This window comes from Isoptericola sp. NPDC057191 (assembly GCF_042670225.1).
In the GTDB taxonomy this organism is placed as follows: domain Bacteria; phylum Actinomycetota; class Actinomycetes; order Actinomycetales; family Cellulomonadaceae; genus Isoptericola.
This window is the reverse complement of sequence record NZ_JBHUWC010000047.1, coordinates 1-23,301: the sequence shown is the minus strand read 5'-3', so window position 1 is coordinate 23,301 and position 23,301 is coordinate 1. Positions and strand designations below refer to the sequence as shown.

The 23,301-nt window shown below is 73.1% G+C and carries 19 protein-coding genes; 14 read left to right on the top strand and 5 right to left on the bottom strand.

Annotated features, from left to right (window positions below; translation table 11 throughout):
• Nucleotides 1-70 precede the first annotated feature (70 nt).
• From ACFT55_RS08815 to ACFT55_RS08785, 7 genes are all read left to right on the top strand, one after another.
• Nucleotides 71-355 carry a F0F1 ATP synthase subunit epsilon gene (locus tag ACFT55_RS08815; protein WP_380243441.1) on the top strand — a complete coding sequence of 95 codons (285 nt, stop codon included), beginning with the start codon at nucleotides 71-73 and terminating at the stop codon, nucleotides 353-355.
• A 5-nt stretch (nucleotides 356-360) separates the two neighbouring features.
• On the top strand, nucleotides 361-786 hold the full coding sequence (locus tag ACFT55_RS08810) for a DUF2550 domain-containing protein (protein ID WP_380243440.1): 426 nt from the start codon (nucleotides 361-363) through the stop codon (nucleotides 784-786).
• Nucleotides 787-828: 42 nt separating this feature from the next.
• Nucleotides 829-1,524, top strand: a complete 696-nt coding sequence (gene nucS, locus ACFT55_RS08805) for an endonuclease NucS (protein ID WP_380243439.1) — start codon at nucleotides 829-831, stop codon at nucleotides 1,522-1,524.
• A 65-nt stretch (nucleotides 1,525-1,589) separates the two neighbouring features.
• Entirely contained in the window at nucleotides 1,590-2,873 is a 1,284-nt protein-coding gene (locus ACFT55_RS08800; RefSeq protein ID WP_380243438.1) for an N-acetylglucosamine-6-phosphate deacetylase, read from the top strand.
• Between the two features lie 114 nt (nucleotides 2,874-2,987).
• Nucleotides 2,988-3,698 carry a glycoside hydrolase family 3 N-terminal domain-containing protein gene (locus tag ACFT55_RS08795; RefSeq protein WP_380243437.1) on the top strand — a complete coding sequence of 237 codons (711 nt, stop codon included), beginning with the start codon at nucleotides 2,988-2,990 and terminating at the stop codon, nucleotides 3,696-3,698.
• A gap of 24 nt (nucleotides 3,699-3,722) precedes the next feature.
• The gene (locus ACFT55_RS08790) at nucleotides 3,723-5,504 is read left to right on the top strand and encodes a glycoside hydrolase family 3 C-terminal domain-containing protein (RefSeq protein WP_380243436.1); all 1,782 of its coding nucleotides are present in this window, start codon (nucleotides 3,723-3,725) and stop codon (nucleotides 5,502-5,504) included.
• Nucleotides 5,501-6,148, top strand: coding sequence for a DUF624 domain-containing protein (locus tag ACFT55_RS08785; RefSeq protein ID WP_380243435.1), 648 nt, complete (start codon nucleotides 5,501-5,503; stop codon nucleotides 6,146-6,148). The genes ACFT55_RS08790 and ACFT55_RS08785 overlap by 4 nt, the downstream gene beginning before the upstream one ends.
• A 94-nt stretch (nucleotides 6,149-6,242) precedes the next feature.
• Here the strand turns inward: ACFT55_RS08785 and ACFT55_RS08780 are convergent, their stop codons facing one another.
• The 5 genes from ACFT55_RS08780 to ACFT55_RS08760 form a co-directional block, all read right to left on the bottom strand.
• Entirely contained in the window at nucleotides 6,243-7,973 is a 1,731-nt protein-coding gene (locus tag ACFT55_RS08780) for an ABC transporter substrate-binding protein (protein WP_380243434.1), read from the bottom strand.
• Nucleotides 7,974-8,026: 53 nt separating this feature from the next.
• Nucleotides 8,027-8,944, bottom strand: coding sequence for a carbohydrate ABC transporter permease (locus tag ACFT55_RS08775; RefSeq protein ID WP_380243433.1), 918 nt, complete (start codon nucleotides 8,942-8,944; stop codon nucleotides 8,027-8,029).
• Between the two features lie 14 nt (nucleotides 8,945-8,958).
• Nucleotides 8,959-9,978 (bottom strand): ABC transporter permease, encoded by a 1,020-nt coding sequence (locus ACFT55_RS08770; RefSeq protein WP_380243432.1) that lies wholly within the window; start codon nucleotides 9,976-9,978, stop codon nucleotides 8,959-8,961.
• 215 nt (nucleotides 9,979-10,193) lie between these two features.
• Nucleotides 10,194-11,204 carry a LacI family DNA-binding transcriptional regulator gene (locus tag ACFT55_RS08765; protein WP_380243431.1) on the bottom strand — a complete coding sequence of 337 codons (1,011 nt, stop codon included), beginning with the start codon at nucleotides 11,202-11,204 and terminating at the stop codon, nucleotides 10,194-10,196.
• 2 nt (nucleotides 11,205-11,206) lie between these two features.
• Complete coding sequence (locus ACFT55_RS08760; protein ID WP_380243430.1) at nucleotides 11,207-13,705, bottom strand: glycoside hydrolase N-terminal domain-containing protein; 2,499 nt, start codon at nucleotides 13,703-13,705, stop codon at nucleotides 11,207-11,209.
• A gap of 222 nt (nucleotides 13,706-13,927) precedes the next feature.
• Between ACFT55_RS08760 and ACFT55_RS08755 the strand changes: the two genes are divergently transcribed.
• The 7 genes from ACFT55_RS08755 to nrdH all read left to right on the top strand — a co-directional run bounded on the left by ACFT55_RS08755 (nucleotide 13,928) and on the right by nrdH (nucleotide 23,229).
• Entirely contained in the window at nucleotides 13,928-15,256 is a 1,329-nt protein-coding gene (locus ACFT55_RS08755) for an ABC transporter substrate-binding protein (protein ID WP_380243429.1), read from the top strand.
• A 4-nt stretch (nucleotides 15,257-15,260) separates the two neighbouring features.
• Entirely contained in the window at nucleotides 15,261-16,217 is a 957-nt protein-coding gene (locus ACFT55_RS08750; RefSeq protein ID WP_380243428.1) for a carbohydrate ABC transporter permease, read from the top strand.
• Nucleotides 16,217-17,125: a carbohydrate ABC transporter permease gene (locus ACFT55_RS08745; RefSeq protein WP_380243427.1), complete on the top strand. Its 909-nt coding sequence runs from the start codon at nucleotides 16,217-16,219 to the stop codon at nucleotides 17,123-17,125. Before ACFT55_RS08750 ends, ACFT55_RS08745 begins: the two co-directional genes overlap by 1 nt.
• Nucleotides 17,126-17,204: 79 nt before the next feature.
• A complete protein-coding gene (yicI, locus tag ACFT55_RS08740; RefSeq protein ID WP_380243426.1) occupies nucleotides 17,205-19,511 on the top strand; it encodes an alpha-xylosidase in 2,307 nt (768 codons plus the stop codon).
• Nucleotides 19,508-20,953, top strand: coding sequence for a GH1 family beta-glucosidase (locus tag ACFT55_RS08735; RefSeq protein WP_380243425.1), 1,446 nt, complete (start codon nucleotides 19,508-19,510; stop codon nucleotides 20,951-20,953). The genes yicI and ACFT55_RS08735 overlap by 4 nt, the downstream gene beginning before the upstream one ends.
• A gap of 9 nt (nucleotides 20,954-20,962) precedes the next feature.
• Nucleotides 20,963-22,402: a serine hydrolase domain-containing protein gene (locus tag ACFT55_RS08730; RefSeq protein WP_380243424.1), complete on the top strand. Its 1,440-nt coding sequence runs from the start codon at nucleotides 20,963-20,965 to the stop codon at nucleotides 22,400-22,402.
• 584 nt (nucleotides 22,403-22,986) lie between these two features.
• Nucleotides 22,987-23,229 carry a glutaredoxin-like protein NrdH gene (gene nrdH / locus ACFT55_RS08725; protein ID WP_380243423.1) on the top strand — a complete coding sequence of 81 codons (243 nt, stop codon included), beginning with the start codon at nucleotides 22,987-22,989 and terminating at the stop codon, nucleotides 23,227-23,229.
• Nucleotides 23,230-23,301 lie beyond the last annotated feature (72 nt).

The following is a 23,301-nucleotide window of genomic DNA, read 5'->3' as shown; positions in this document are numbered from 1 at the left end:
GAGGCCGCCCTCCCGGCGGGACGACGCGACCACCTGAGGAACCCCGCACGATCGGAAAGAGGACATGGAGATGGCAGAGCTGAACGTGGACCTCGTCGCGGCCGACCGCAAGGTCTGGTCCGGCGCGGCGCGCGAGGTCAGCGCCCCGTCCGTCGACGGCCAGGTCGGCATCCTCGCCGGCCACGCCCCGCTCCTCGCGGTGCTGCGGCCGGGCACGGTCAAGGTGTCGACCGCCCACGGGACCGCGGTCGAGGCGCACGTCACCGGCGGCTTCGTCTCCGTCGACGGCAACCTCGTCACGGTCGTCGTGGACGAGGTCTCGGAGCTGTCCGGCCGCGAGCCGGCGCTCCGCTGAGGCAGGTGCCGGTGGCGTACGTCGTCTGGATCGCGATCGCTCTCGTCGTCGCGCTCGGACTGGTGCTCGCCGCCGGTGCCTCTCGCCTGCGGACCCTCTCCCGGAGGGTCGGCTCCTTCCCCTGCCACGCCCGGCCCGCGGACGATCCGCAGGCCGCGTGGATGGTGGGGATCGCCCACTACGCCGTGGGCCGTATCGACTGGTGGCGCGGCTGGTCCCTGGCCCCGCGCCCCGCGCGCGTCTGGCACCGGGACCGGTTGTCGATCACCGGCCGGGCCCCGCTCGACCAGGCGGGCCAGCCCGACCAGGTGCTGGTGCGCTGCCGGTACGACGGCACGGACTTCGAGCTGCTGATGTCGTCGGGCGCGTACGCCGGCCTGGCCTCGTGGCTGGAGTCCGCGCCCCCCGGCCGCCGCGACCTGGTCCTGTAGAGCGCCGCCACGGCGCACCCGCCACGAACGAAGAGGGGGACCGTGCGTCTCGTCGTCGCCCGCTGCTCGGCCCGGTACACCGGCCGGCTCACCGCTCACCTGCCACTCGCCACGCGTCTGCTCGTCGTCAAGGCGGACGGGAGCGTGCTGCTGCACTCCGACGGCGGCTCGTACAAGCCGCTGAACTGGATGAGCCCCCCGTGCGCGACGTCGGTCGCCGACCCGGACGACGAGGCCCGGGAGCGCGGCGTCACCCAGGTGTGGACCGTGCAGCACCAGAAGTCGGACGACCGGCTGGAGATCGAGCTGCACGAGGTGGAGCACGACTCCGCCCATGACCTCGGCGTCGACCCGGGGCTGGTCAAGGACGGTGTCGAGGCGCACCTGCAGGAGCTTCTCGCCGCCCAGATCGAGCGGCTCGGTGCGGGGCACACGCTCGTCCGCCGGGAGTACATGACGGCGATCGGCCCGGTCGACATCCTCGCCCGCGACGGTGCGGGCGGGTCGGTGGCGGTCGAGATCAAACGACGCGGCGACATCGACGGCGTCGAGCAGCTGACGCGCTACCTCGAGCTCATGAACCGCGACCCCCTGCTGGCGCCGGTGCGTGGCATCTTCGCCGCGCAGGAGATCAAGCCGCAGGCGCGCGTGCTCGCCACGGACCGGGGGATCGGCTGCCTGATCCTCGACTACGACGCGATGCGCGGCGTCGACGACGTCGACTCCCGCCTGTTCTGACCGGCACGGCCGGGACGTGCCCGGCGGTTTCTCCGCCCGTGCCGGGGTGCGGCAGGATGAGCCGCATGAGTGATGCGCCCCACGACGTCCCCGTCCCTGCGCCCGGCACGCCGGTCGCGCTGCGTGGCCGGGTCGTGACTCCCCGCGACGTCGTTGACGACGGCGCGGTGGTCGTGGTCGACGGCGTCGTCCGCTGGGTCGGGCCCGTCGCGGCGGCGGAGCACGCCGACCCGGCGGTGGCGGCGGCCGTCCTCGACGCCCCCGTCCCGGACCCCGGCACGCTGCTGCTGCCCGGGCTCGTGGACCTGCACGACCACGGCGGCGGCGGGGTCGGCTTCCCCGACGCGACCAGCGTCGAGGAGGCGATGGTCGCCGTGCTCGAGCACCGGCGGCACGGCACGACCACGATGCTCGCCTCGCTCGTGACGGCCGACCGGGAGACGCTCCTGACCCGTGCGGCGATGCTGGCCGACCTCGCGGAGGCGGGGGAGATCGCGGGCATCCACGCCGAGGGCCCGTTCCTGTCGCACGAGCGCCGCGGTGCCCAGAGCCCGGACGACCTCGTGCCCGGGGACGTCGCGCTGGTCCGTGACCTCGTCGAGGCGTCGCGCGGGCACCTGCGCACGATGACGGTCGCCCCGGAGGTGCCCGGTGTCGCCGGGCCGGAGGGTGCGGCCGAGGCGCTCGTCGAGGCGGGGGTCGTGCCGTCTCTGGGGCACACGGACGCCACCACCGAGCAGGCCGAGGCGCTCGTCGCCCAGGTGGCGGCGGGGCTGCGGGCGCACGCCGCGGAGGGTGACGCGCCCGCCCGGGAGATGACCGCGACCCACCTGTTCAACGGGATGCGGCCCCTGCACCACCGCGCCCCGGGCCCGATCGCCGCCTGCCTGGCCGCCGCCGCCCGCGGCGACCTGGTCGTGGAGCTCGTCGCGGACGGCGTCCACCTCGCCCCGGCCACCGTCCGCAGCGTGGTCGAGACGGTCGGCGCCGACCGTGTCGCGCTGGTCACGGACGCGATGGCGGCCGCGGGCATGGCGGACGGCTCCTACGAGCTCGGCCCGATGGCGGTCACCGTGCGCGACGGCGTCGCCCGGCTGGCCGACCCGGAGCTCCCGGAGGGCGGGTCGATCGCCGGCGGCACCGCACACCTGGTCGACGTGGTGCGCTCGACGGTCGCGGCGGGCGTCCCGCTGGTCGACGCGGTGCGCTCGGCCTCGTGGGTGCCCGCACGCGTCCTCGGGCTCCCCGACGTCGGCGGCCTCGTGGTCGGCCGGCGCGCCGACGTCCTCGAGACCGACGGCGACCTGCACGTGCGCCGCGTGCTGCGGGCCGGGCTGCCCGTCGCCTGACACCTGGCCCGAGGGTCTTTGCACTCCGGGGCTGCTGTCGCTAGCGTTGTCGAAGCGCTTCGACGCCGGGGCGCCCGTTCGTGCCGCACCGCCGCGGCGCCCCGAGGAGGACCCGTGGACGTGCCTGCCTTCCGTGACCCCCGCCTGCCCGCGCACGAGCGCGCCCGGGACCTGCTGACCCGGCTCACGGCCGACGAGCGGGTCGCGATGCTCCACCAGCACGCCCCCGCGGTCGACCGGCTCGGCCTGGCGCCGTTCCACACGGGGTGCGAGGCGCTGCACGGCGTCGCCTGGCTCGGCAGGGCGACCGTCTTCCCGCAGCCCGTGGGGCTCGCCGCCACGTGGGACGCCGACCTGCTGCGGCGGGTCGGGGACGCCGTCGCGAGCGAGGTGCGCGCCAAGCACCGCGACGACCCGTCGGTGAGCCTCAACGTGTGGGCACCCGTGGTGAACACGCTGCGGCACCCCGGCTGGGGTCGCAACGAGGAGGGGTTCTCCGAGGACCCGCACCTGACCGCCCACCTGGCGACCGCGTACGCCGCGGGGCTGCGCGGCGAGCACGAGCGGGTGTGGAAGACGGTCCCGACGCTCAAGCACTTCCTCGCCTACAACAACGAGACGGACCGCTCGTCGACCAGCTCGAACCTCACCCCTCGCACCCTGCACGAGGAGGAGCTCCCCTCCTTCCGCGGGCCGGTCGAGGCGGGCGTCGCCGGAGCGGTGATGCCCTCCTACAACCAGGTCAACGGCGTTCCCGCGCACCTGCAGGCGGAGCTCTTCGACGAGCTGCGGTCCTGGGCGCCCGGCTCCGTCGCCCTCGTCTAGGACGCCGCGGCGCCCGCGTTCCTCGTGACCCTGCAGCAGGCCGCCACCGACCGGGCGGCGGGCGACGCGGCGATGGTGCGCGCCGGCGTCGACTCGTTCACGGACGACGACGCCGACCGCGCGCCCACCGTCCGGCGGATCGAGGAGGCATTGGCCCGGGGGCTGCTCGCCATGGACGACGTCGACCGCGCCGTCCTGCGGATCCTCGAGCTCCGCGTGCGCACGGGCGAGCTGGACGGCCCGCACGACCCGTACGCCGGGACCGGGGAGATCGACCCGCCCGAGCACCGGCGGCTGGCCCGGGAGGCAGCGGCCCGAGCCGTCGTCGTCCTGCGCAACGACGCCGCGGTGCTGCCGCTCGCGGCACCCGGCTCGGTCGCCGTCGTCGGCCCGCTCGCGGACGTCGTCCTGACGGACTGGTACTCCGGCACGCCGCCCTACGCGGTCACGCCTGCGGACGGGCTCCGCGACGCGCTCGGCGCCGACCGGGTGGAGGTCGCGACCGGGGCCGACGTGGTGGCCCTGCGAGCCGTCGGCACCGGGCGCTACGTCACCGTCTCGGCGGACGGGACGAGGGTCGCCGCGTCCGCCGAGGAGGCGGGCAAGGACACCCGCCTGGAGGTCACCGACTGGGGCGACGGCGTGCTGACGTTGCGCTCGACGGCGTCCGGCCGGCTGCTGACCGGTGCGGCGTGGCCGCTGCGGGCCGACGCCGACCGCGTGGGCGGCTGGGAGGTGCAGGAGAGCTTCCGCCGGCTGGTGCACCCGGACGGCTCGTGGTCGCTGCTGCACCTCGGGTCCGGCCGCTGGGTGCGGGTGCAGCGGGACACCGGCGTGCTCTGCGCCGAGGGGCGCACGGCCGAGGACGCCGCCCGGTTCGTGCCGCGCGTGCTGGACGCGGGGCTCGCGCGCGTGGCCGAGGTGGCCGGGCGGTGCGACGCCGTCGTGGTCGCCGTCGGGAACGACCCCCACCTGGGCGGCCGGGAGACGCAGGACCGCCCGCACCTGCTGCTCCCCGAGGCCGCCGTCGAGGTGTGGCGGGCCGCCGTGGGCGCCAACCCGCGCGCCGTCCTGACGATCGTGTCCAGCTACCCCTACGTGCTCGGGCCTGGAGCGCAGGACGCCGGCACGGTGGTCTGGAGCAGCCACGGCGGGCAGGAGCTCGGCCACGGACTGGCCGACGTGCTGACCGGCGTGGTCGAGCCGACGGGGCGGCTGGCCCAGACCTGGCCGGCACGGCCCGAGCAGGCGGGCGACCTCTTCGACTACGACACGCGCCGCCAGCAGGTCACCTACCGCCACCTGCCGGAAGGCGAGCGCGGCGCGCCCGCGTTCGCCTTCGGCCACGGCCTGACCTACGCCCCCGTGACCTACACGGGCCTCGACCTGACGCACCGCGCCGTGCCCGCTCCGGAGCCGACGCGCGACCACCCGCCCCTGCACCCGTCCGACCCCGCGGGCCCGGACGTGGTCACCGCCCGCGTGAGCGTGCGCAACGACGGCGACCGTCCGGCCGACGAGCTCGTGCAGGTCTACTCCCTCGGCGGCCCGGCTGCCACGCCGGTCCGGCTGCTGCTCGGCTACCGGCGCGTGCGGGTCGCCCCGGGCGAGGAGGCCGCCGTCGACGTCCCCTTCGACGTCTCCCGCCTGGCCGTGTGGGAGCAGGGCACCACGGCGGGGATGCTCGACGGCGTCCTGCGCGTCCCGCCGGGCGCGTACACGCTGGCGGCCGGGCCGTCGAGCGTCGACCTTCCGGCCCGGCACCGGCTCACGGTCGAGGCACCGGACGAGGAGGTCGCGCCATGAGGATCGACCCCGACAGCCGCGGGGTGCAGGGCCTGACCACGTTCATCCTGTTCGTGGTCCTCAACGTCCTGTACCTCCTGGCGTGCCTGCCGGTGGTGACCGTCGGTGCGGCGACGAGCGCCCTGCTCGAGGTGACGCTACGGTACGCCGACGACGAGCGCGGCCACCTCGTGCGCGGGTTCGTCGTCGCCCTGCGACGCAACGCCTGGCGGGGGACGGCGGCGCTCGCGGCGCTCGGGCTCCCGGCGGCCATGCTCGTCTTCAGCGGCGTCTTCTGGCTCTCCATGACCGGCGTGCCCAGCGCCGTGGCCGGGGCGTTCGCGCTCCTGGGCGCCTCCTACCTGCTGGCGGCCCTGCTGTACGCGCTCGCCCTCGTGGCCTGGTTCGACGCGCCTCTGCGCCGCACGCTGCGCAACGCTCTCCTGCTGCCGCTGGCGGAGCCGGCACGCACGCTGGGTCTCGTGCTCCTGCCGGTGGGCGCGGCGTGCGTCGCCGCCGTGCTGCCCCAGACGCTCTTCCTCGCCGGCACGATCGGGTTCTCCTTCGGGGCCTACGTCTGCGCGTTCCTGCTGCACGGGGTGTTCCGCCGCCGGCAGGCCCATCCCGCCGAGCTCGAGCCGGTGAGCCCGCACTCGGGGCAGTGACCCTGGGCAGGCACGACGAAGGGCTCGGGCGTGCTGCCCGAGCCCTTCGCCGTCACTGCACAGACGGCACCGCTCTGCCGTCAGTGAGGGTGGGTCACCCGAACTCCTTCGCGACGGCGGCACGAGCGTCGTCCTGCGCCTTGGCGTTCGCCATGTCGAACTCGAGGACCTTGGCGTACCCGAGACCCTCGACCGTCTGCTGCATCCCCTGGAGCAGCGAGTCGAACTCCGCCTGGTCCTTGGCGAAGACCATCTTCCACGAGTTCTCGATGATGGCTGCCTTGACCTGGCTGCGGATCGCCTCGATCTCGGAGCTGTCCGCCGGGGCGGCGAAGCTCGAGCCCGGGGCCACGACGACCTGGTCGTTCTTCTGCAGGTAGTCCATGGTCGAGGTCGGGTCGCCCATGTGCGAGGCCCAGTCGTCGGTCACCGGGTTGCTGGTCGTCTTCTGGTAGCTCGGCCAGTACTTGTAGCTGTACGGGTAGCCCGTGTCAGGGTTCTCGTCGATCGGGAGCACCGTGGAGACGTTCAGCGTGGAGACGCCGTCCTTGTACGTGCCGCCGCCCCACTCGGCGGGCACGTCGGCGCCGCCCTCGAGGATCGCCTTGGTGCCGAAGTCGGTGAGCACGGGGGCGCCGTCGTCGCCCTTCTCCCAGGTGAGGCCCTCCGGGCCCGCGGCGCCCTGGGTCTCCGACGCGCTGGCCAGGACACCCTCGGGGGAGTACAACCAGTCGACGAACGCGGCCAGGCGGGCCGGGTCCTCCGCCTTGGAGCCGATGCCGATGATCTGCTTGCCGCCGTACACCTCGGCGCCGTAGGAGAAGATCCGCTGGTCGGCCATCGGGGCGAGCTCGAAGCCCTTGCCGTCCGCCATGTTCTGCTCGGTGTTGTACGCGGACTGGCCCAGCCACGGCCACCACGACAGCAGCACCTGGCCGTTCTGGTACTTCGAGAACATCGTGTCGTAGTTCTGCGTGGTGGACTCCGGGTCCACGAGGCCGAGCTGGTTGGCGTCGAAGTAGAACTTCAGCGCCCGCACGTACTGCGAGTCGCTGTCCACGATGCTCTGGTAGTCGGAGCCGTCGGCCTTCGCGAGGACGAAGCCCATCTCGTCGTACCCGTAGAGGGTCGCGGGCTGCTTCGCCGTGACCATCATGTTGCCGTCCCAGTCCTTGAAGAGCGAGATGGCGTGGACGGGCTTGCCGTCCTCGGTCTGCGGGTGCGCGTCCTGCATGGTCTTCAGCACCGGCAGGAGGTCCTCGAGCGTGCCGATCTCGGGGTAGCCGGCGTCGGCGTACAGGTCCCAGCGCAGGTACGGGCCGAACGTGGGGTCGATGCCCTCGGACGACTCCGTCGGCTTGAGGGAGGAGACCGACGTCGGGAATCCGTAGACGCCGTCCTTGCCCTCGTTGAGGTGCTGGACCGCAGGGTCGTACGTCGCGACGTTCTTCATCGACCCGTAGTAGTCGGAGGCGTCCAGCAGCAGGCCGCCCTCGACGAGCTCGTCCATCTGCTGACCCTTGTCGACGACGACGAGGTCACCCAGCTCCCCGCCCGAGACGCGGGTGTTGTAGAGGGTGTCACCGCCGCCCGCGACGTTGGGAGCGATGATGTTGAGCTCCATGTTGAACTTGTCCTTGACGATCTTGCCGAACCACCCGCCCTGGATCCCCATGTAGTTGGCCAGGCCGTCGTAGACGTCCACGGTGATCGGGTCGGCCTTTGACCAGTCCTGGTCGATGCTGACCGGGCCCGACGTGTCGTCGGTCCCTGAGGCCGTGCAGGCCGCCAGCGACAGCGCCCCGAGGACCGGGACCACCACCATGGCGACGGATCTCCTGAGTTTCATGACACCCCTTCGTGCGCGACGAGACGCGGTCAGCCCTTGACCGCGCCGAGCATGATTCCCTTGACGAAGTACCGCTGGAACAGCGGGTAGATGAAGACGATCGGCAGCACCACGAGCACCGCGACCGTCATGCGGATCGACGTCGGCGTCTGCGTGGTGGCGGCCGACGCGATCGCCCCGAGGTTTCCCTGGGCGTTCTGCGCGGCCTGCGCCAGGCTGCTCGCCTGGTTCGTGTACGTGTAGAGCAGGTACTGCAGCGAGTAGAGCTTCTGGTCGGTGATGTACAGCAGCGTGTCCTGGAACGAGTTCCACTGGGCCACGGCCGTGAAGATCGCCACGGTGGCGAGGATCGGCGTCATGTTCGGCAGGATGATCCGGAAGAAGATCCGGATGGTGCCGGCGCCGTCGATCTCGGCCGCCTCCTGCAGCGACCGCGGCATCGACTCGACGTACGTCTTGACGAGGATGATGTTGAACGGCTGCACGATCGCCGGGAGGATGTACACCCAGAACGAGTTGGTGAGCCCCAGCGTCTTCATCGTGATGTACATGGGGATGAGACCCGCGCTGAAGTACATCGTGAAGATGACGAGGCGGTACCACAGGGAGCGCTTCCACATCCGCTCCTGCGTGAACATGAAGCCCAGGAACGCCGAGGCCAGGACCGTGCACCCCGTGCCGATGACGGTGCGCGCCACCGACACGACGGTGGCCGCGGTGAGGCCGTTCAGCTGCAGGATCTGGGTGTAGTTCGACAGGTGCAGCCCCTCGGGCCACAGCCGGACGTCGCCGAGGGCGCTCACGTCGTTGGCGCTGATCGAGTTGATGATCAGGAAGTAGAACGGGTAGGCGCACAGGAGTGCGAAGAGCAGGAACCCGGCGTAGTTCACGACCGCGAAGGGGATGTCCCCCCGGGTGCGCCGGAAGACAGGGCTGGTGGTCGGCATGTCACGTCCTCCGGTCAGATGATCGACGTGCCGCGGGCGCGCTTGGCGATCGCGTTGGCGGTGACGAGGAGCAGGACGGACACCACGCTCTTGAGCATGCCCAGCGCCGTCGCCATGGACAGGCTGTTGCCCGTGATCCCGATGTTGTAGACGTACAGGTCCAGCACCTGGATGTGCTCCTTGTTGAAGGCGTTCTGGAACACGTAGTACTGCTCCATCCCGTTGTTGAGCATGTTCGCCACGGACAGCACGAGCAGGACCACGTACGTGGGCATGAGCTGCGGGAAGGTGATGTACCGCATCAGCTGGAACCGTCCGGCGCCGTCGATGCGGGCGGACTCGTACAACGCGGGGTCGATCGACGAGATGGCGGCGAGGTACATGATCGCGCCCCACCCGAGCCCCTTCCACAGGCTCCAGAGCAGCATCGTGAGCCACACGTGCTCGCCCGTGTCGAGGAACTTGATCGGCGTGGTGATCAGGCCCCAGTCGTGCAGCACCGAGTTGACGAGGCCCGAGGTGGAGAACAGCGAGAACGCGATCATGTAGACGAGCACCCACGAGATGAAGTTCGGGAGCGTCGTCAGGGTCTGCACGGCGTTCTTGAACCACGGGGCGCGGATCTCGTTGAGGAGCATCGCGAAGAACACCGGCAGCAGGGAGGTGGCGATGCCCAGGAAGCTCATGGCGAGCGTGTTCGCCATGACCTGCCCGATCTGCTGGAGCTGCGTGGGGGAGGACACGAGCATCCGGAACCACTGCAGCCCGACGAACTCGCTGCCCCCGAGGCCCAGCGCGGGCTTGTAGTCGAAGAAGGCGGTCGCCCAGCCGGCGAGCGGCAGGTACGAGAACACGAGGACGAGGAGCAGGAACGGGAGGATGACGAGGAACATCGTCCGGGAGGGCTTGGTGCCCGCCCGTCGCACGGGCCCCGCGGGCCGCCCCTCGTCGTCGCGCCCTGGCTGCCGGTCTGGGTCCGGTGCTGCGGTGGCGGCGGCGCCGTCGAGCAGCGGCGCTCCCTGGGTGAGGCTCACCTGTCACTCCCTCGTGATGGTCTCGCGCTTCCCGGTGTGGCGCAGGCCACGTCGAAGCGCTTCGAATAAATATCACTCCGAGCGGGCGCGGCGCAATGGTTGTCCGTCGATGAGTGCACGGAGATTCGACGCGTACCGAGTCGATGCGATTCGACGACACCGTGCCGCGGGGGCGGAGGTGAGGGTGCGGTGGACGGGCGCCAGGCGCCCGGGGCTCAGGCGGCGGTCGGGCGCGGAGCGGTGCTGGCGCGCGGGGTCAGCACGGGGGCGATGAGCCGCGTCTCGGCCGGCTGACCGCCGTCGAGACGTGCCACGACCATGTCCACGGCCACCCCGCCGATGAGCTCGCCGGGGATGTCGATGCTGGTCAGCGGGATGCGCTGGGCGACAGCCACGTCCGTCGGGCAGATGGCCACGACGGCGACGTCGCCCGGCACGTCCCGCCCCCGCTCGGCCAGGCGGGCGAGGACGTGGGGGAGCGCACGCTCGTTGTGGACCACCAGGCCGGTGGTCCGGGGGGCGTCGTCGAGCACCGCGTCCACGGCGCGGCGCGCCCCGTCCGGCGTGGGCTCGCAGGGCACCACGTCGTGGGCCAGCCCCGCCTCCGTGCACGCGCTGCGGAAGCCGCGCACCACGCGGTCGGCGTACGACGTGTGCCGGTCGAGGACCTCCGGCGGCGAGCCGATGAGCGCCACCTGACGGTGGCCGTCGTCAGCGAGCCGGCGGGCACCGAGCCGGCCGACCGCCTCGAAGTCCAGGTCCACGCAGCTCAGCCCCGCCGGGTCGCGCGGGAGCCCGATGAGCACCGTCGGCTGCCGCAGCGACTGCAGGACCGTCAGTCGCGGGTCGTCGGCCTCGACGTCCATGACGATGATGGCGTCGACCATGGAGCCGGCAGCCACCCGCTCGATGCCGCCGGAGTCGTCCTGGGTCAGCAGCAGCACGTCGTGGTCCACGTCGCGGGCGTGCGTGGCGACGCCGGTGACGAACTGCATGATGACGGACACGTCGACGCCCGAGCGCAGCGGCGCCACGAGCCCGATGACGTTGGTGCGGGACGACGCGAGCGCGCGCGCCCCGGCGTGCGGGCGGTAGCCGAGGGTAGCGATCGCCTGCTCGACCCGGCGGCGCGTCGGTGCGGAGATCGAGCGCTTGCCCGAGAGCACGTACGAGACGGTCGACGCCGAGACTCCCGCCGCCTTCGCGACGTCCTCGATGGTGGCCACGGCTAGCTCCTGGGTGCGGTAGGGACGGCAGCGCCCGCGACCGGCAGGTCGCGGGCCACGTCGAGGATCACGGTAGCGCCCGCGCCGACCCGCACGAGGACACCGGTGCCGTCGGCGCCCTCCGTGTCGCCCCGGTGCACGACGACGTCCAGGGCGCGACCGGCGGGCGCACGCAGGCGCGCCCCGGTGAGCACGCCGTCGCGCCAGTCGAGGTCGACCTCCGCCCCGCCCCGGGCGCGCAGGCCGGTGACCGCGCCGTCGGGCCACGCGGCGGGCAGGGCGGGCAGGAGGTCCAGCCGGACCCGCCCGTCCGCGCGCCGGTGCGACTGCAGCAGCATCTCCGCCACGCCCGCCGTGAGGCCGAGGTTGCCGTCCAGCTGGAACGGCGGGTGAGCGCTGAACAGGTTGGGGTAGAGACCGCCGCGGTGCCGGCCGCCGGAGTCGTCGGCCGGCCGCAGAGCCAGCAGGACCTGGTCGTGGGCGCGCCCGCCCTGCCCCAGCCGGGCCCACAGGGCGATGCGCCAGGCGAGCGACCAGCCGGTCGACTCCCGGCCGCGCAGCTCCAGGCTGCGGGCGGCGGCGCGCGCCAGGCCAGGAGTCGTGACCGGGTCGAGCGTGCCGAGCGGGAACAGCCCCACGAGGTGGGACAGGTGCCGGTGCTCCGGCTCCGCCTCGACAACCTCGCGGTCCCACTCCAGGAGCTCGCCGCGGGACCCGACGGCCGGGTCGGGCAGCGCGGCCACGGCCGCCTCGAGGGGCGCAAGCCACGGTGCGTCCGCGTCGGCGAGCCCCAGCGCGGCCGCCGCCTCTCGGCAGCCGGAGGCGAGCGCGCGCAGGAGCGCGACGTCCATGGCCGTGCTGGTCGCGACCGCGGCCGGGTCGCCGTCCGGCGCGACGTACCGGTTCTCCGGCGACGTGGACGGGCTGGTCCAGGCGCGTACCCGGGTGCTGCTCCTTGCGGTCTGCACCCAGTCGAGCGCGAACTCGCCCGCCCCGCGCAGCGCCGGCCAGGCGGCCCGCAGGGCCTCGTCGTCCCCCGTGAACCGGTGGTGCTCCACGACGTGCTCGGCGAGCCACGTGCCGCCCAGCGCCCACGCGGACCACTGGGCCGCGCCCTGGCCGTGGCCCACCGGTGCGGCGTGGCCCCAGGCGTCCGAGTTGTGGTGCGCCACCCAGCCGGCGGCGCCGTACAGGTCTCGCGCGACCGCGGCGCCAGGCCCCGCCGCCAGCCGTCGCACGAAGTCCAGCAGCGGCTCCTGGCACTCCGCCAGCCCGGTCGTCCCGGCCGCCCAGTACGCCATCTGCAGGTTGATGTTCAGGGTGTACGCGCTGCTCCACGGGCCCGGCAGCCAGGGGTTCCACAGGCCCTGCAGGGTGGCGGGGAGGCCCCCTGGGCGCGACGACGACAGCAGCAGGTAGCGCCCGTGATGGAACGCGAGGGCCGCGAGCCCCGGGTCGGGGCGGTCGAGGGCGGCGGTCACGCGGCGGGCGGTGGGCAGCGCCGCCGCGCCGGCGGGCGAGGGCAGGTCGAGGTGTACGCGTCCGTAGAGCCGTGCGTGCTCGGCGACGTGGGAGGCCCGGAGGCGCTCGCGGAGCGCGCCGGCGTCCGCGGGGCCGCCACCGCCCGCGGCGAGGTCGAGCTGCGCCGAGAGCCGCTGGGTGGCGGGCGCCCCCGACCCGCCGCCCGGGTCGGTGGGCGGGTCGGTCGTCGCGGTCGCGACCAGTAGCACGTGGGTGCGCGCCGCGCCGGTGCGCAGCGTGCCGTCGACGACCGTCGCGTCGGGGTCCGCGGGGGCGGCCACGGCGACGAGGCCCGTCCGGCCGTCCGCGGCGTAGCGGATCGTGCCCTCCGGGTGGTGCGTCGGCGGGACGTCGACCGGCAGGTCGACCGCGCGGACGAGCGTCACGGGGGCGGCCGGGGCCGGGGCGGAGGACGCCCGCAGCAGGCTGTCGACGCGGACGGCGAGGCGCACGGGTCGCTCGGCGCGGACGGTGTGCACCAGCGGTCCGCCGCGGGAGTCCGCCCAGGTCTCCTGGACGACGGTGCCCGCGACCGGGTGCTCCCACGTGTGGGTCGCGACGCCCGTGCGCAGGTCCAGCTCCCGTCGGCCGGCGGAGCGGGCGCGCGGGGTCGGCCCGTCGCCCGGTCCCTCGTCGTCGGACGTGACCGCGACGTCCGCCTCGGCGAGCGGGAGGTACGCCTGCGCCCACGGGGTCTGGGTGTCGGCGAGCAGCGCCTCCGCGGTGCGCACGTCGCCGGCGGCGACGGCCGCACGCACGCGGGCGAGGTGCTCGGGACCGCGGGCGCGGGCGCCGGCCAGCGGGTCGGCGGGGGCGGTCCCGGACCACGCCGTCCCGTCGTTGAGCCACAGGTGCTCGACGCCCGCCCGGCCCCCGCACATCGCGCCGCGGTGCCCGTTGCCCACCGGATAGGCCTCGACCCACCGGGTCGCGCTGCGGTCGTCGTGCAGGACGTGCGTCGTCGCAGGGAGGTCCTCCATGGGAGGAGAGTAGTGGGCGCGGGAAACGTTTCGACAGTGCAGAGGTGAGCGCGAGGCCGCGTCTGCCAGGCGGTGAGCGGTGGCCTTGACGTTCGCCGGGCCCGGGGACGATACTCATCGTCGAAGCGCTTCGATGATCCATCGACGGATCATCGACGGCGCCTCGTCGCGGCAGGCACGACCACCGGAGCCGCGGCGAAGGATCTCGACGAGGAGGACCCCATGCTGCACCGCGCGCGCACCGCCCAGGCGGTCGCCCTGATCGCCGCGTCGACCCTGACGCTGACCGCCTGCGTCGGCGGCGGGGGAGCCGGGGGCGGGACCGCCTCCGGAGGTGGCGACACCGACGACAAGACCCTGACCATCTGGCACTACGAGAACGACGACTCCGCCATGGGGCAGGCCTGGGCCAAGGCGATCGAGATCTTCGAGGACGAGCACCCCGACGTCACGGTCGACGTCGAGAAGCAGACGTTCGAGCAGATCCAGAAGAACGCGAAGATCGTCCTCACCGGGGACGACGTCCCGGACGTCATGGAGTACAACAAGGGCAACGCGACGGCGGGCCAGCTCGCGGCCCAGGGCCTGATCGCCCCGCTCACCGACGCCGCGGAGGAGGACGGCTGGGCGGACAAGCTCTCCGGCTCGCTGCAGACCACGGCGCGCTACGACAAGAACGGCCTCATGGGCTCCGGCGACTGGTACGGGGTGCCCAACTACGGCGAGTTCGTCGGCGTCTACTACAACAAGAAGATGTTCGAGAAGGCGGGCCTCGAGGTGCCGACCACGCTCGACGAGCTCGAGGACGTCATGAAGGCGTTCAAGGACGACGGCGTCACGCCGCTCGCCGAGGCCGGTGCGGAGTACCCGCTGGGCCAGCTCTGGTACGAGCTCGTGCTCGCGAACGCCGACCGCGACCTGGTCGACCAGTACCAGCTCTTCGACGGCGACGTCGACTTCCACGGACCCGAGATGACGGCCGCCACCCAGCAGCTCGACGAGTGGATCAAGGACGGCTACGTCGCGTCCGACTCCGCCGGGCTCACCGCCGAGGACATGGGCGTCGCGTTCATGAAGGGCGACTACCCGATGATGGTCTCCGGGTCCTGGTGGTTCGGCCGGGTCGCCGCCGAGATGAAGGACGACTGGGGCCAGTTCAACTTCCCGGGCAACACGCTGCAGGTCGGCTCGTCCGGCAACCTGTGGGTGGTCCCGACGAACGCCGACTCGCCGTCCCTCGCCACCGAGTTCATCGACACGACGCTGCGACCCGAGGTGCAGGACGTGCTCGCGCAGGCCGGCGGGCTGCCGGTCGCCGGCGACGCGTCGACCATCACGGACGAGCGCACGCGCGAGCTCACCGAGAACTTCCAGACGATCCTCGACGACGACGGCCTGGCCTTCTACCCCGACTGGCCGGTGCCGGGCTACTACGACACGATCGTCAGCCAGCTGCAGTCGCTGGTGAACCAGTCGAAGACCCCCGACCAGGTGCTCGACGGTCTCGAGTCGGCCTACACGGACGGCAAGGCCGACCTGCTCGGCGAGTGACGACATGACGGCCACCACGACCGCCCCGGCGGCGCGCCGCCCCGCGCGCGCCCGCCGCCGGCGCGGCACCTCCCTGCCCTACCTGGTCTACCTGCTGCCCGGTGCGGCGCTCTTCGTCCTCGTCATCGGGTACCCCCTGGTGACCAACGTGTACATCAGCCTCTTCTCCTGGCGCGGCGGGCTGGCCCCGCTCACCTGGGTGGGCCTCGACAACTACGCCGAGCTCTGGCACGACGCCGCCTTCTGGACGTCGTTCGAGAACTCGATCGCGATGATCGTCGCGATGGTGCTGGTGCCGACGGCGATCGGCCTGCTGCTCGCGGCAGTGCTGTTCGACTACCTCGGACGCCGCTTCGGCGCCCGGACGGCCGCCGTCCTGCGCGCCACGTACTACCTGCCGCAGATCCTGCCCGTCGCGGTCGCGGGCGTGCTGTGGAACTGGATCCTCAACGCTCAGACGGGCGCGCTCAACGAGATCCTGCGCTCCCTCGGCGTGGCGGACCCGCCCAACTGGCTGGGCGACCCGAGCACCGCCCTGCCCAGCGTCATGCTCGTGCTGATCTGGGTGCAGATCGGCTACCCCGTCGTGATCTTCATGGCCGCGCTCCAGCGGGTGGACCCCGAGCTCTACGAGGCCGCGGAGCTGGACGGCGCCGGCTGGTGGCGGCGGTTCCGCGCCATCACGATCCCGCAGATCCGCCCCGAGACGTTCGTCGTGACGCTGACCTGCACGGTCGCGGCGCTCAAGGTGTTCGGGCCGATCTACGTGCTCACGCGCGGCGGACCGGAGAGCTCCACGCTGGTGCCCAGCTACTACTCGTACCTCAACTTCTTCGACAAGTCGCGGGTCGGCTACGGCGCAGCCGTCGCGACCGTGCTCACGGTGGTGATCGTCGTGGTGGCCGTCGTCATCCTCGCGCTGCAGTCGCGCGCCGAGCGGGCCGAGGAGGTGGGGCGCTGATGGCCGCGACCGTCCAGGCACCGCCGTCCGGCCGTGCCACGAGCCAGGGGCCACGACCGCCGACGCCGCGCGAGCGCAGCCGGCACCGCCGAGGTGCCGCGCGCTGGTTCGTGCTGGCCGGCGCCGTCGTCGTCGCCCTGCTCGTGCTGGCTCCGTTGCTCGTCATGCTGCTCAACGCGTTCAAGTCCCCCGAGGACTACACGCAGCACGGGCCGCTCAGCCTGCCGAGCAGCCTCTACCTCGACGGCCTCGTGAACTTCTGGCAGCGCACCGAGTTCCCGGTGAAGCTGTGGAACTCGTTCTTCATCTCGGCCGTGGTGGCGGTGGCCGGGTGCGTGCTGTCGCTGCTCAACGCGTACGCGATCGGCGTCGGCCGGATCCGCGGCCGCATGGTCGTCGTGCTGCTCTTCCTGCTGGCGAACATGCTGCCGCAGGAGGCGCTCGTCTACCCGCTCTTCGACATGGCCCGGCAGGTGGGGCTGTCGAACTCGCAGTGGTCGGTGATCATCATCTTCACGGTGATCCAGTCCGCCTTCGGCACGTACCTGCTCGCCTCGGTGCTCGGCACGTTCCCGCCGGCGCTGCTCGAGGCGGCGGCGCTCGACGGGGCGGGTCGTTGGCGGATCCTGTGGCAGGTGGTGTTCCCGATCGTGCGCCCCACCCTCATGGTGCTGATGATCTTCTTCTTCATCTGGACGTGGAACGAGTTCTTCATCCCGCTGGTCATGCTCACCACGCACGACACGCAGACGGTCCCGATCGCGCTCGCGTCGCTCCAGGGCGACCGGATGATGGACGCCCCGACGACCAACGCGGGCGCGCTCGTCTCGCTCGTCCCGGCCCTCGTCTTCTTCCTGATCTTCCAGCGCACCCTCACCCGCGGCGTCACCGCCGGCGCGGTCAAGTGAGCGCCCCGACCCTCGTGCGGCGAGCCCCCGGGCCGTCCGCCATCATCGAACCCGACAGCACGAAGTGGGTGCAGCCCTGATGAAGTTCACCGACGGCTACTGGCAGACCCGCCGCGGCATCGAGCCGTTGTACGCGGTCGAGGTCGACGACGTCCGCGTCGACGAGGCCACCGGAAGCATGACCGTCTACGCGCCGACCGCGCCCGTCCGCCGCCGGGGGGACACCCTCAACCGGCCGATGCTCACCGTCACGTACTCCTCGCCCGCCCCCGGGGTGGTCAAGGTCCGGGTGGAGCACTTCGCGGGCGCGGCGCACCGCGGGCCGGAGTTCGCCGTCACGCCCGAGCCGGGCTTCCGGCCCGTGGTGAAGGTCGACGACACCACCGGGGTGCTGGAGACGGGCGGGCTGTCGGTGCGGGTGCACCGCGGCGCCGGCTGGCACGTCGACTTCGAGCACGACGGGCGGGTGCTCACCTCCAGCCTGCCGAAGTCGGTGGGCGCGATGACCGCGACGTCCGGCCCGGACGCGGGCGGCGCCTGGGTGCACGAGCAGCTCACGCTCGACCCGGGGGAGCACGTCTACGGGCTGGGGGAGCGGTTCGGACCGTTCGTGAAGAACGGCCAGTCGGTCGACGTCTGGAACGAGGACGGCGGCACGTCCAGCGAGCAGGCGTACAAGAACGTCCCGCTGTACCTCACCAGCAAGGGGTACGGGGTGTTCGTCGCGCACCCGGAGCGGGTGTCGCTCGAGGTCGCCTCCGAGGTGAACACCCGCGTCCAGCTCTCGGTGGAGGGCCAGGCGCTGGAGTACTACGTCATCGCCGGCCCGACGCCGAAGGACGTGCTGCGCCGGTACACCGCCCTCACCGGCCGGCCGGCACGCGTGCCCGCCTGGTCCTACGGGCCGTGGCTGTCGACGTCGTTCACCACGGACTACGACGAGGCCACGGTGACCGGCTTCGTCGACGGGATGGCCGAGCGGGGGCTGCCGCTCAGCGTCTTCCACTTCGACTGCTTCTGGATGCGCGAGTACCAGTGGTGCGACTTCGAGTGGGACCCCCGCGTCTTCCCCGACCCGGAGGGCATGCTCGCCCGCCTCCACGAGCGCGGCCTCAAGGTGAGCGTCTGGATCAACCCCTACATCGGGCAGCGGTCGCCCCTGTTCGCGGAGGGCCGGGCCAAGGGCTACCTGCTGCGCACCACCGACGGCGGCGTCTGGCAGTGGGACCTGTGGCAGGCGGGCATGGCGCTGGTCGACTTCACCAACCCCGAGGCGACCGCCTGGTACCTCGGCCACCTCGAGCGGCTCCTCGACCAGGGCGTCGACGCGTTCAAGACCGACTTCGGCGAGCGCATCCCCGTCGACGGCGTCGTCTGGCACGACGGGTCCGACCCCCGCAAGATGCACAACTACTACGCCGAGCTCTACAACGAGGCCGTGTTCGGCCTGCTGGAGCGCCGCCGCGGGCGCGGCGAGGCCGTGGTCTTCGCCCGGTCGGCGACGGCCGGCGGCCAGCAGTTCCCCGTGCACTGGGGCGGGGACTGCGACTCGACCTACGCCTCGATGGCGGAGTCCCTGCGCGGCGGCCTCTCCCTCGCCCTGTCGGGCTTCGGCTACTGGAGCCACGACATCGGCGGGTTCGAGGGCACGCCCGACGCCGCGGTGTTCAAGCGGTGGCTCGCCTTCGGGCTGCTGTCCAGCCACTCCCGCTTCCACGGCTCGTCGTCGTACCGGGTGCCGTGGGCCTTCGACGACGAGGCGGTGGACGTCGCGCGCCGCTTCAGCCACCTCAAGATGTCGCTCATGCCCTACCTCGCCGCGGCCGGGGAGCAGGCGCACACCGACGGCACGCCGATCATGCGGCCGATGGTGCTGGAGTTCCCCGCCGACCGGGGCACCTACGGCGTGGACATGCAGTACATGCTCGGTGGCTCGCTCCTCGTGGCCCCCGTGTTCACCGCGGACGGCACCGTCGAGTACTACGTGCCCGAAGGGACGTGGACCAGGCTGCTCGACGGCGCGGACGGCGGGCACGACGCCACGGTGACCGGGCCGCGCTGGGTCACCGAGACCCACGGCGTCGACTCGCTGCCCGTGCTCGTGCGGCCCGGCACCGTCCTGCCCGTGGGCGCGCGCACGGACCGTCCCGACTACGCCTGGGCCGACGACGTCGAGCTGCGCCTCGTCCAGCTGCCCGACGGCTACGACGACGTCACGGCCGTCCCGACCGGCGGCCCCGACGGCGCGGCGGCCCGGTTCCGCGTGCGCCGGACCGGCGACGAGATCGTCGTCACGACCGACGACGCGCCCGGCGGCTGGAGCACCCGGGTCGACGGCCGCGTCGCCACCTCCACCGGACCCGGAGAGCTGAGGATCACGCTGTGAACGCACGGACCTTTCCTGCCGACTTCCTGTGGGGCACGGCCACGGCCGCCTACCAGATCGAGGGTGCCGCGACCGAGGGTGGCCGCGGGCCGTCGATCTGGGACACCTACTCCCACACACCGGGCCGCACGCAGGGCGGTGACACCGGCGACGTCGCGTGCGACCACTACCACCGCTGGGCCGAGGACGTGGACCACCTCGACCGGCTCGGTGTGGACGCGTACCGGCTGTCGATCTCGTGGCCGCGGGTGCAGCCGGGCGGCAGCGGGCCGCTCAACCCCGAGGGCGTCGCGTTCTACCGGCGTCTCCTGCAGGCCCTGCGCGACCGTGGCATCCGCCCGTACGTCACGCTGTACCACTGGGACCTGCCGCAGGAGCTCGAGGACGCCGGGGGCTGGACGGACCGGCGCACGTCGGAGGCGTTCGCCGAGTACGCCCGGCACATGGCGACCGAGCTCGGTGACCTCGTCGACGCCTGGACCACCCTCAACGAGCCCTGGTGCTCGGCCTACCTCGGCTACGGCTCGGGCGTGCACGCGCCCGGGCGCACCGAGCCCGCCGCGGCGCTCGCCGCCGTGCACCACCTCAACCTCGCGCACGGCTTGGCCGCGCGGGCGATCCGTGAGGTGCTGCCAGGCGCCCAGGTGTCGGTCACGCTGAACCTGCACGCGATCCGGCCGGCCGACGCGTCGTCCGCGGCCGACGCCGAGGCCGTCCGGACCATCGACGCGCTCGCCAACCGCGCGTTCCTCGGCCCGATGCTCGACGGCGCGTACCCGCAGGACCTGCTGGCGGGCACGGCCCACGTCTCCGACTGGTCCTTCGTGCACGACGGCGACCTCGAGCTGGTCCGCCAGCCCCTGGACGTGCTCGGCGTCAACTACTACTCCACCGTCACGGTGCGGCACTTCGCGGGCGACGGCGAACGGTCCGAGAACGACGGGCACGGCGCGTCCGGCCACAGCCCGTGGATCGGCGTCACCGACGTCGAGTTCGTCGAGCAGCCCGGCCCGTACACCGCGATGGGCTGGAACATCGAGCCGTCGGGGCTCACCGACCTGCTGGTCGGGCTGCACCGCACCTACCCGGACCTGCCGCTCGCCGTCACCGAGAACGGCGCGGCGTTCGACGACGAGCTCGTCCTCGACGGCGGCGTGCGCCGCGTGCACGACGACCGTCGCGTCGCCTACCTGCACGACCACGTCGAGGCCCTCGGCGTGGCCCGGGACGCGGGCGCGGACGTGCGCGGGTACTTCGCCTGGTCGCTCATGGACAACTTCGAGTGGGGCTACGGCTACTCCCGCCGGTTCGGCATCCTGCACGTGGACTACCCGACCGGGGAGCGCACGTGGAAGGACTCGGCGCACTGGTACCGCCGGCTCGTGACGTCCGGCGAGCTGCCGCCGGTCGACGCCGTCGCCCCCTGGTCGCCCGGGCGCTAGCGTGCGGGCATGACCGCCCGGCCACCCGTCTCCTCGTCCGTCCCCGTACCCGACTCGTCCGACGCTGCCCGCTCCGACCTCACCCGGTTCGACGACGCTCTCCGGCGCCGCGCCCAGGAGGCCCGGGTGCCGGCCCTGTCCGCCGCGGTGGGCCGCGCCGGCGAGCTCGTGTGGGCCGGCACCGCGGGGTGGGCGCCTGCCGGCCCGGCCACGGTGTTCCGCGTCGGGTCGATCAGCAAGCCGATGACGGCGGTGGCCGTGCTGCGGCTGGCCGCCGCGGGCCGGCTGGGGCTGAACGACCCGGTGGGGCGGCACGTGCCGGACGCGCCCGTCCCCGACGCCACCGTCGCGCACCTGCTCACGCACACCTCCGGGCTGCCCGCCGAGCCGCCTGGGCCCTGGTGGGAGCGGCACGGCGCGGGAACCTGGGACGAGCTGGTCGCGTCCGGCCCGGAGCCGCAACGAGAGCCGGGCGAGCGGTTCCACTACTCCAACGTGGGCTACGCCGTGCTGGGCAGGCTCCTCGAGCTGGCGCACGGCCGCCCGTGGGACGCGGTGCTGCGCGACGAGGTCTGGGCGCCGCTGGGCATGGACCGCACCGGACGTACGCCCGCCCCGGACGCGGCCGTCGGGTACGCGGTGCACCCGCACGCGGACGCCGTGCTCGTCGAGCCGGTCGCGGCCTACGGCGCGATGGGCCCGGCCGGGGAGGTGTGGTCGACCCCGGCCGACCTGGTGCGCTTCGGGTCGTGGCTGGTCGGTGCCGGCCGGGGGGAGGGCGCCGAGGGCGCCGGGGACGGCGTGCTCTCGCGGGAGTGGCGACGGCGCATGACGACCCCGCGCGCCGTGGTCGACGACGACGGGCGGCCGTTCACCGCCGCCTGGGGGCTGGGGGTCTCCGTGCACCACACCGGCGCCGGGGCCGGGCGGCGGACGGTCGGCCACGGCGGGAGCGTGCCGGGGTTCACCGCCACGGTGCGCGCGGACCCTGCGACGGGGGACGTCGTCGCCGTGTGCGGCAGCTCGACGGCGGGGTTCGGGGACGCCTCCTTCCTGGAGGAGCTGCTCGGCGTCCTGCCCGCCCCCGCGGCCGGCCCGCAGGTCGAGCCGGTGGACGACCCGGCCGTGCTCGCGCTCACGGGCACCTGGTACTGGGGCCCGATGGCCTACACCCTGGCGAGGCGTGGCGACGGGCGCCTGGAGCTGAGCGCCGACGGCGGCCGCAGCACCGTCTTCGGGCGGACGCAGGACGGTGGCTGGACGGGCGTGGAGGGTGGCTACTGGCTGGGGGAGCGGCTGCGCGTCGTGGCGCCGGGCACTCCCGCGGAGGCCCTCGACGTCGGCACGTTCCACCTCACCCGCGCGCCGTACGCTCCCGCCACCGCGGTGCCGGGCGGTCTCGACCCGCGGGGCTGGCAGGCGCCGGGGCGGGAGACCGGCCGCGGGTGACGGCGGCTGCCCGTCCGCTGTGGGACACGCCACCACACGCGACACGCCGACGATCTAGGGCGAGTTCGCGACCCGATCCGAGCCTCGAATGTCCGTTCTGCCCGGCCCGCGGCGGGTGCGGGATGGGCCGGTGCCCTGGCGACGGCCGGCACGCGGTGCGCGACCGCGTCGCGCACATGCTGTGGACACCCGTCGCCCACCGCCTGTGGACATCGGGGCGGGAACCGCACGGTGCTGCGGACGGAGGCGCACAGGCGGTGGGGACGGAGACCCGGGGACCCTGTGGACGAGGGATGTCAGACCCTCGTGGAAGGCTGTCGACAGGGTCGCCGGACGAGGGGCGTTCGATGAATGACACGGATGTCAACCACAAGATGTCGGTCCCGCGCGTGCCCCAACCACTAGGTGTAGTGTTTGGAGCACGCGGGGCGCACAGCCCTTCGAACAAAGCACACGGGCGTAGTTCCGCGGGCGTCATCCCTGGTCCAGGCCCCTCTCGGGCCCACCGAGGGGACCGGCTCGCAGGGCCGCAGCACGGGTCGGACCAAGCCCCCCGGCGGGGGAGCGCAGAGAGGGAGAGACACATGAGCATCACGGTCTACAGCAAGCCGGCCTGCGTGCAGTGCGACGCGACCTACCGCGCCCTCGACCGCAAGGGCGTCGAGTACACGGTGGTCGACATCACGCAGGACGCCGAGGCGCTCGAGATGGTGCGCGGGCTCGGCTACCTGCAGGCCCCGGTCGTCGTCGCCGGCGACACGCACTGGTCGGGCTTCCGCCCCGACCAGATCGCCGCGGTCGCGGCGCAGCAGGCCGTCTCGGCCTGACGCCGGTCTCGACACTCGCGGGCCGCTCGCGGCCCGCACCCCACACACGGCCGGCGCCCCGGGCATCGATCC

Coding starts and splice junctions, on each gene's coding strand:
- ACFT55_RS08815 (WP_380243441.1), top strand. CDS start 71: ATGGCAGAGCTGAACGTGGACCTCGTCGCGGCCGACCGCAAGGTCTGG.
- ACFT55_RS08800 (WP_380243438.1), top strand. CDS start 1,590: ATGAGTGATGCGCCCCACGACGTCCCCGTCCCTGCGCCCGGCACGCCG.
- ACFT55_RS08785 (WP_380243435.1), top strand. CDS start 5,501: ATGAGGATCGACCCCGACAGCCGCGGGGTGCAGGGCCTGACCACGTTC.
- ACFT55_RS08780 (WP_380243434.1), bottom strand. CDS start 7,973: ATGGTGGTGGTCCCGGTCCTCGGGGCGCTGTCGCTGGCGGCCTGCACG.
- ACFT55_RS08775 (WP_380243433.1), bottom strand. CDS start 8,944: ATGCCGACCACCAGCCCTGTCTTCCGGCGCACCCGGGGGGACATCCCC.
- ACFT55_RS08760 (WP_380243430.1), bottom strand. CDS start 13,705: ATGGAGGACCTCCCTGCGACGACGCACGTCCTGCACGACGACCGCAGC.
- ACFT55_RS08755 (WP_380243429.1), top strand. CDS start 13,928: ATGCTGCACCGCGCGCGCACCGCCCAGGCGGTCGCCCTGATCGCCGCG.
- ACFT55_RS08750 (WP_380243428.1), top strand. CDS start 15,261: ATGACGGCCACCACGACCGCCCCGGCGGCGCGCCGCCCCGCGCGCGCC.
- ACFT55_RS08745 (WP_380243427.1), top strand. CDS start 16,217: ATGGCCGCGACCGTCCAGGCACCGCCGTCCGGCCGTGCCACGAGCCAG.
- yicI (WP_380243426.1), top strand. CDS start 17,205: ATGAAGTTCACCGACGGCTACTGGCAGACCCGCCGCGGCATCGAGCCG.
- ACFT55_RS08730 (WP_380243424.1), top strand. CDS start 20,963: ATGACCGCCCGGCCACCCGTCTCCTCGTCCGTCCCCGTACCCGACTCG.
- nrdH (WP_380243423.1), top strand. CDS start 22,987: ATGAGCATCACGGTCTACAGCAAGCCGGCCTGCGTGCAGTGCGACGCG.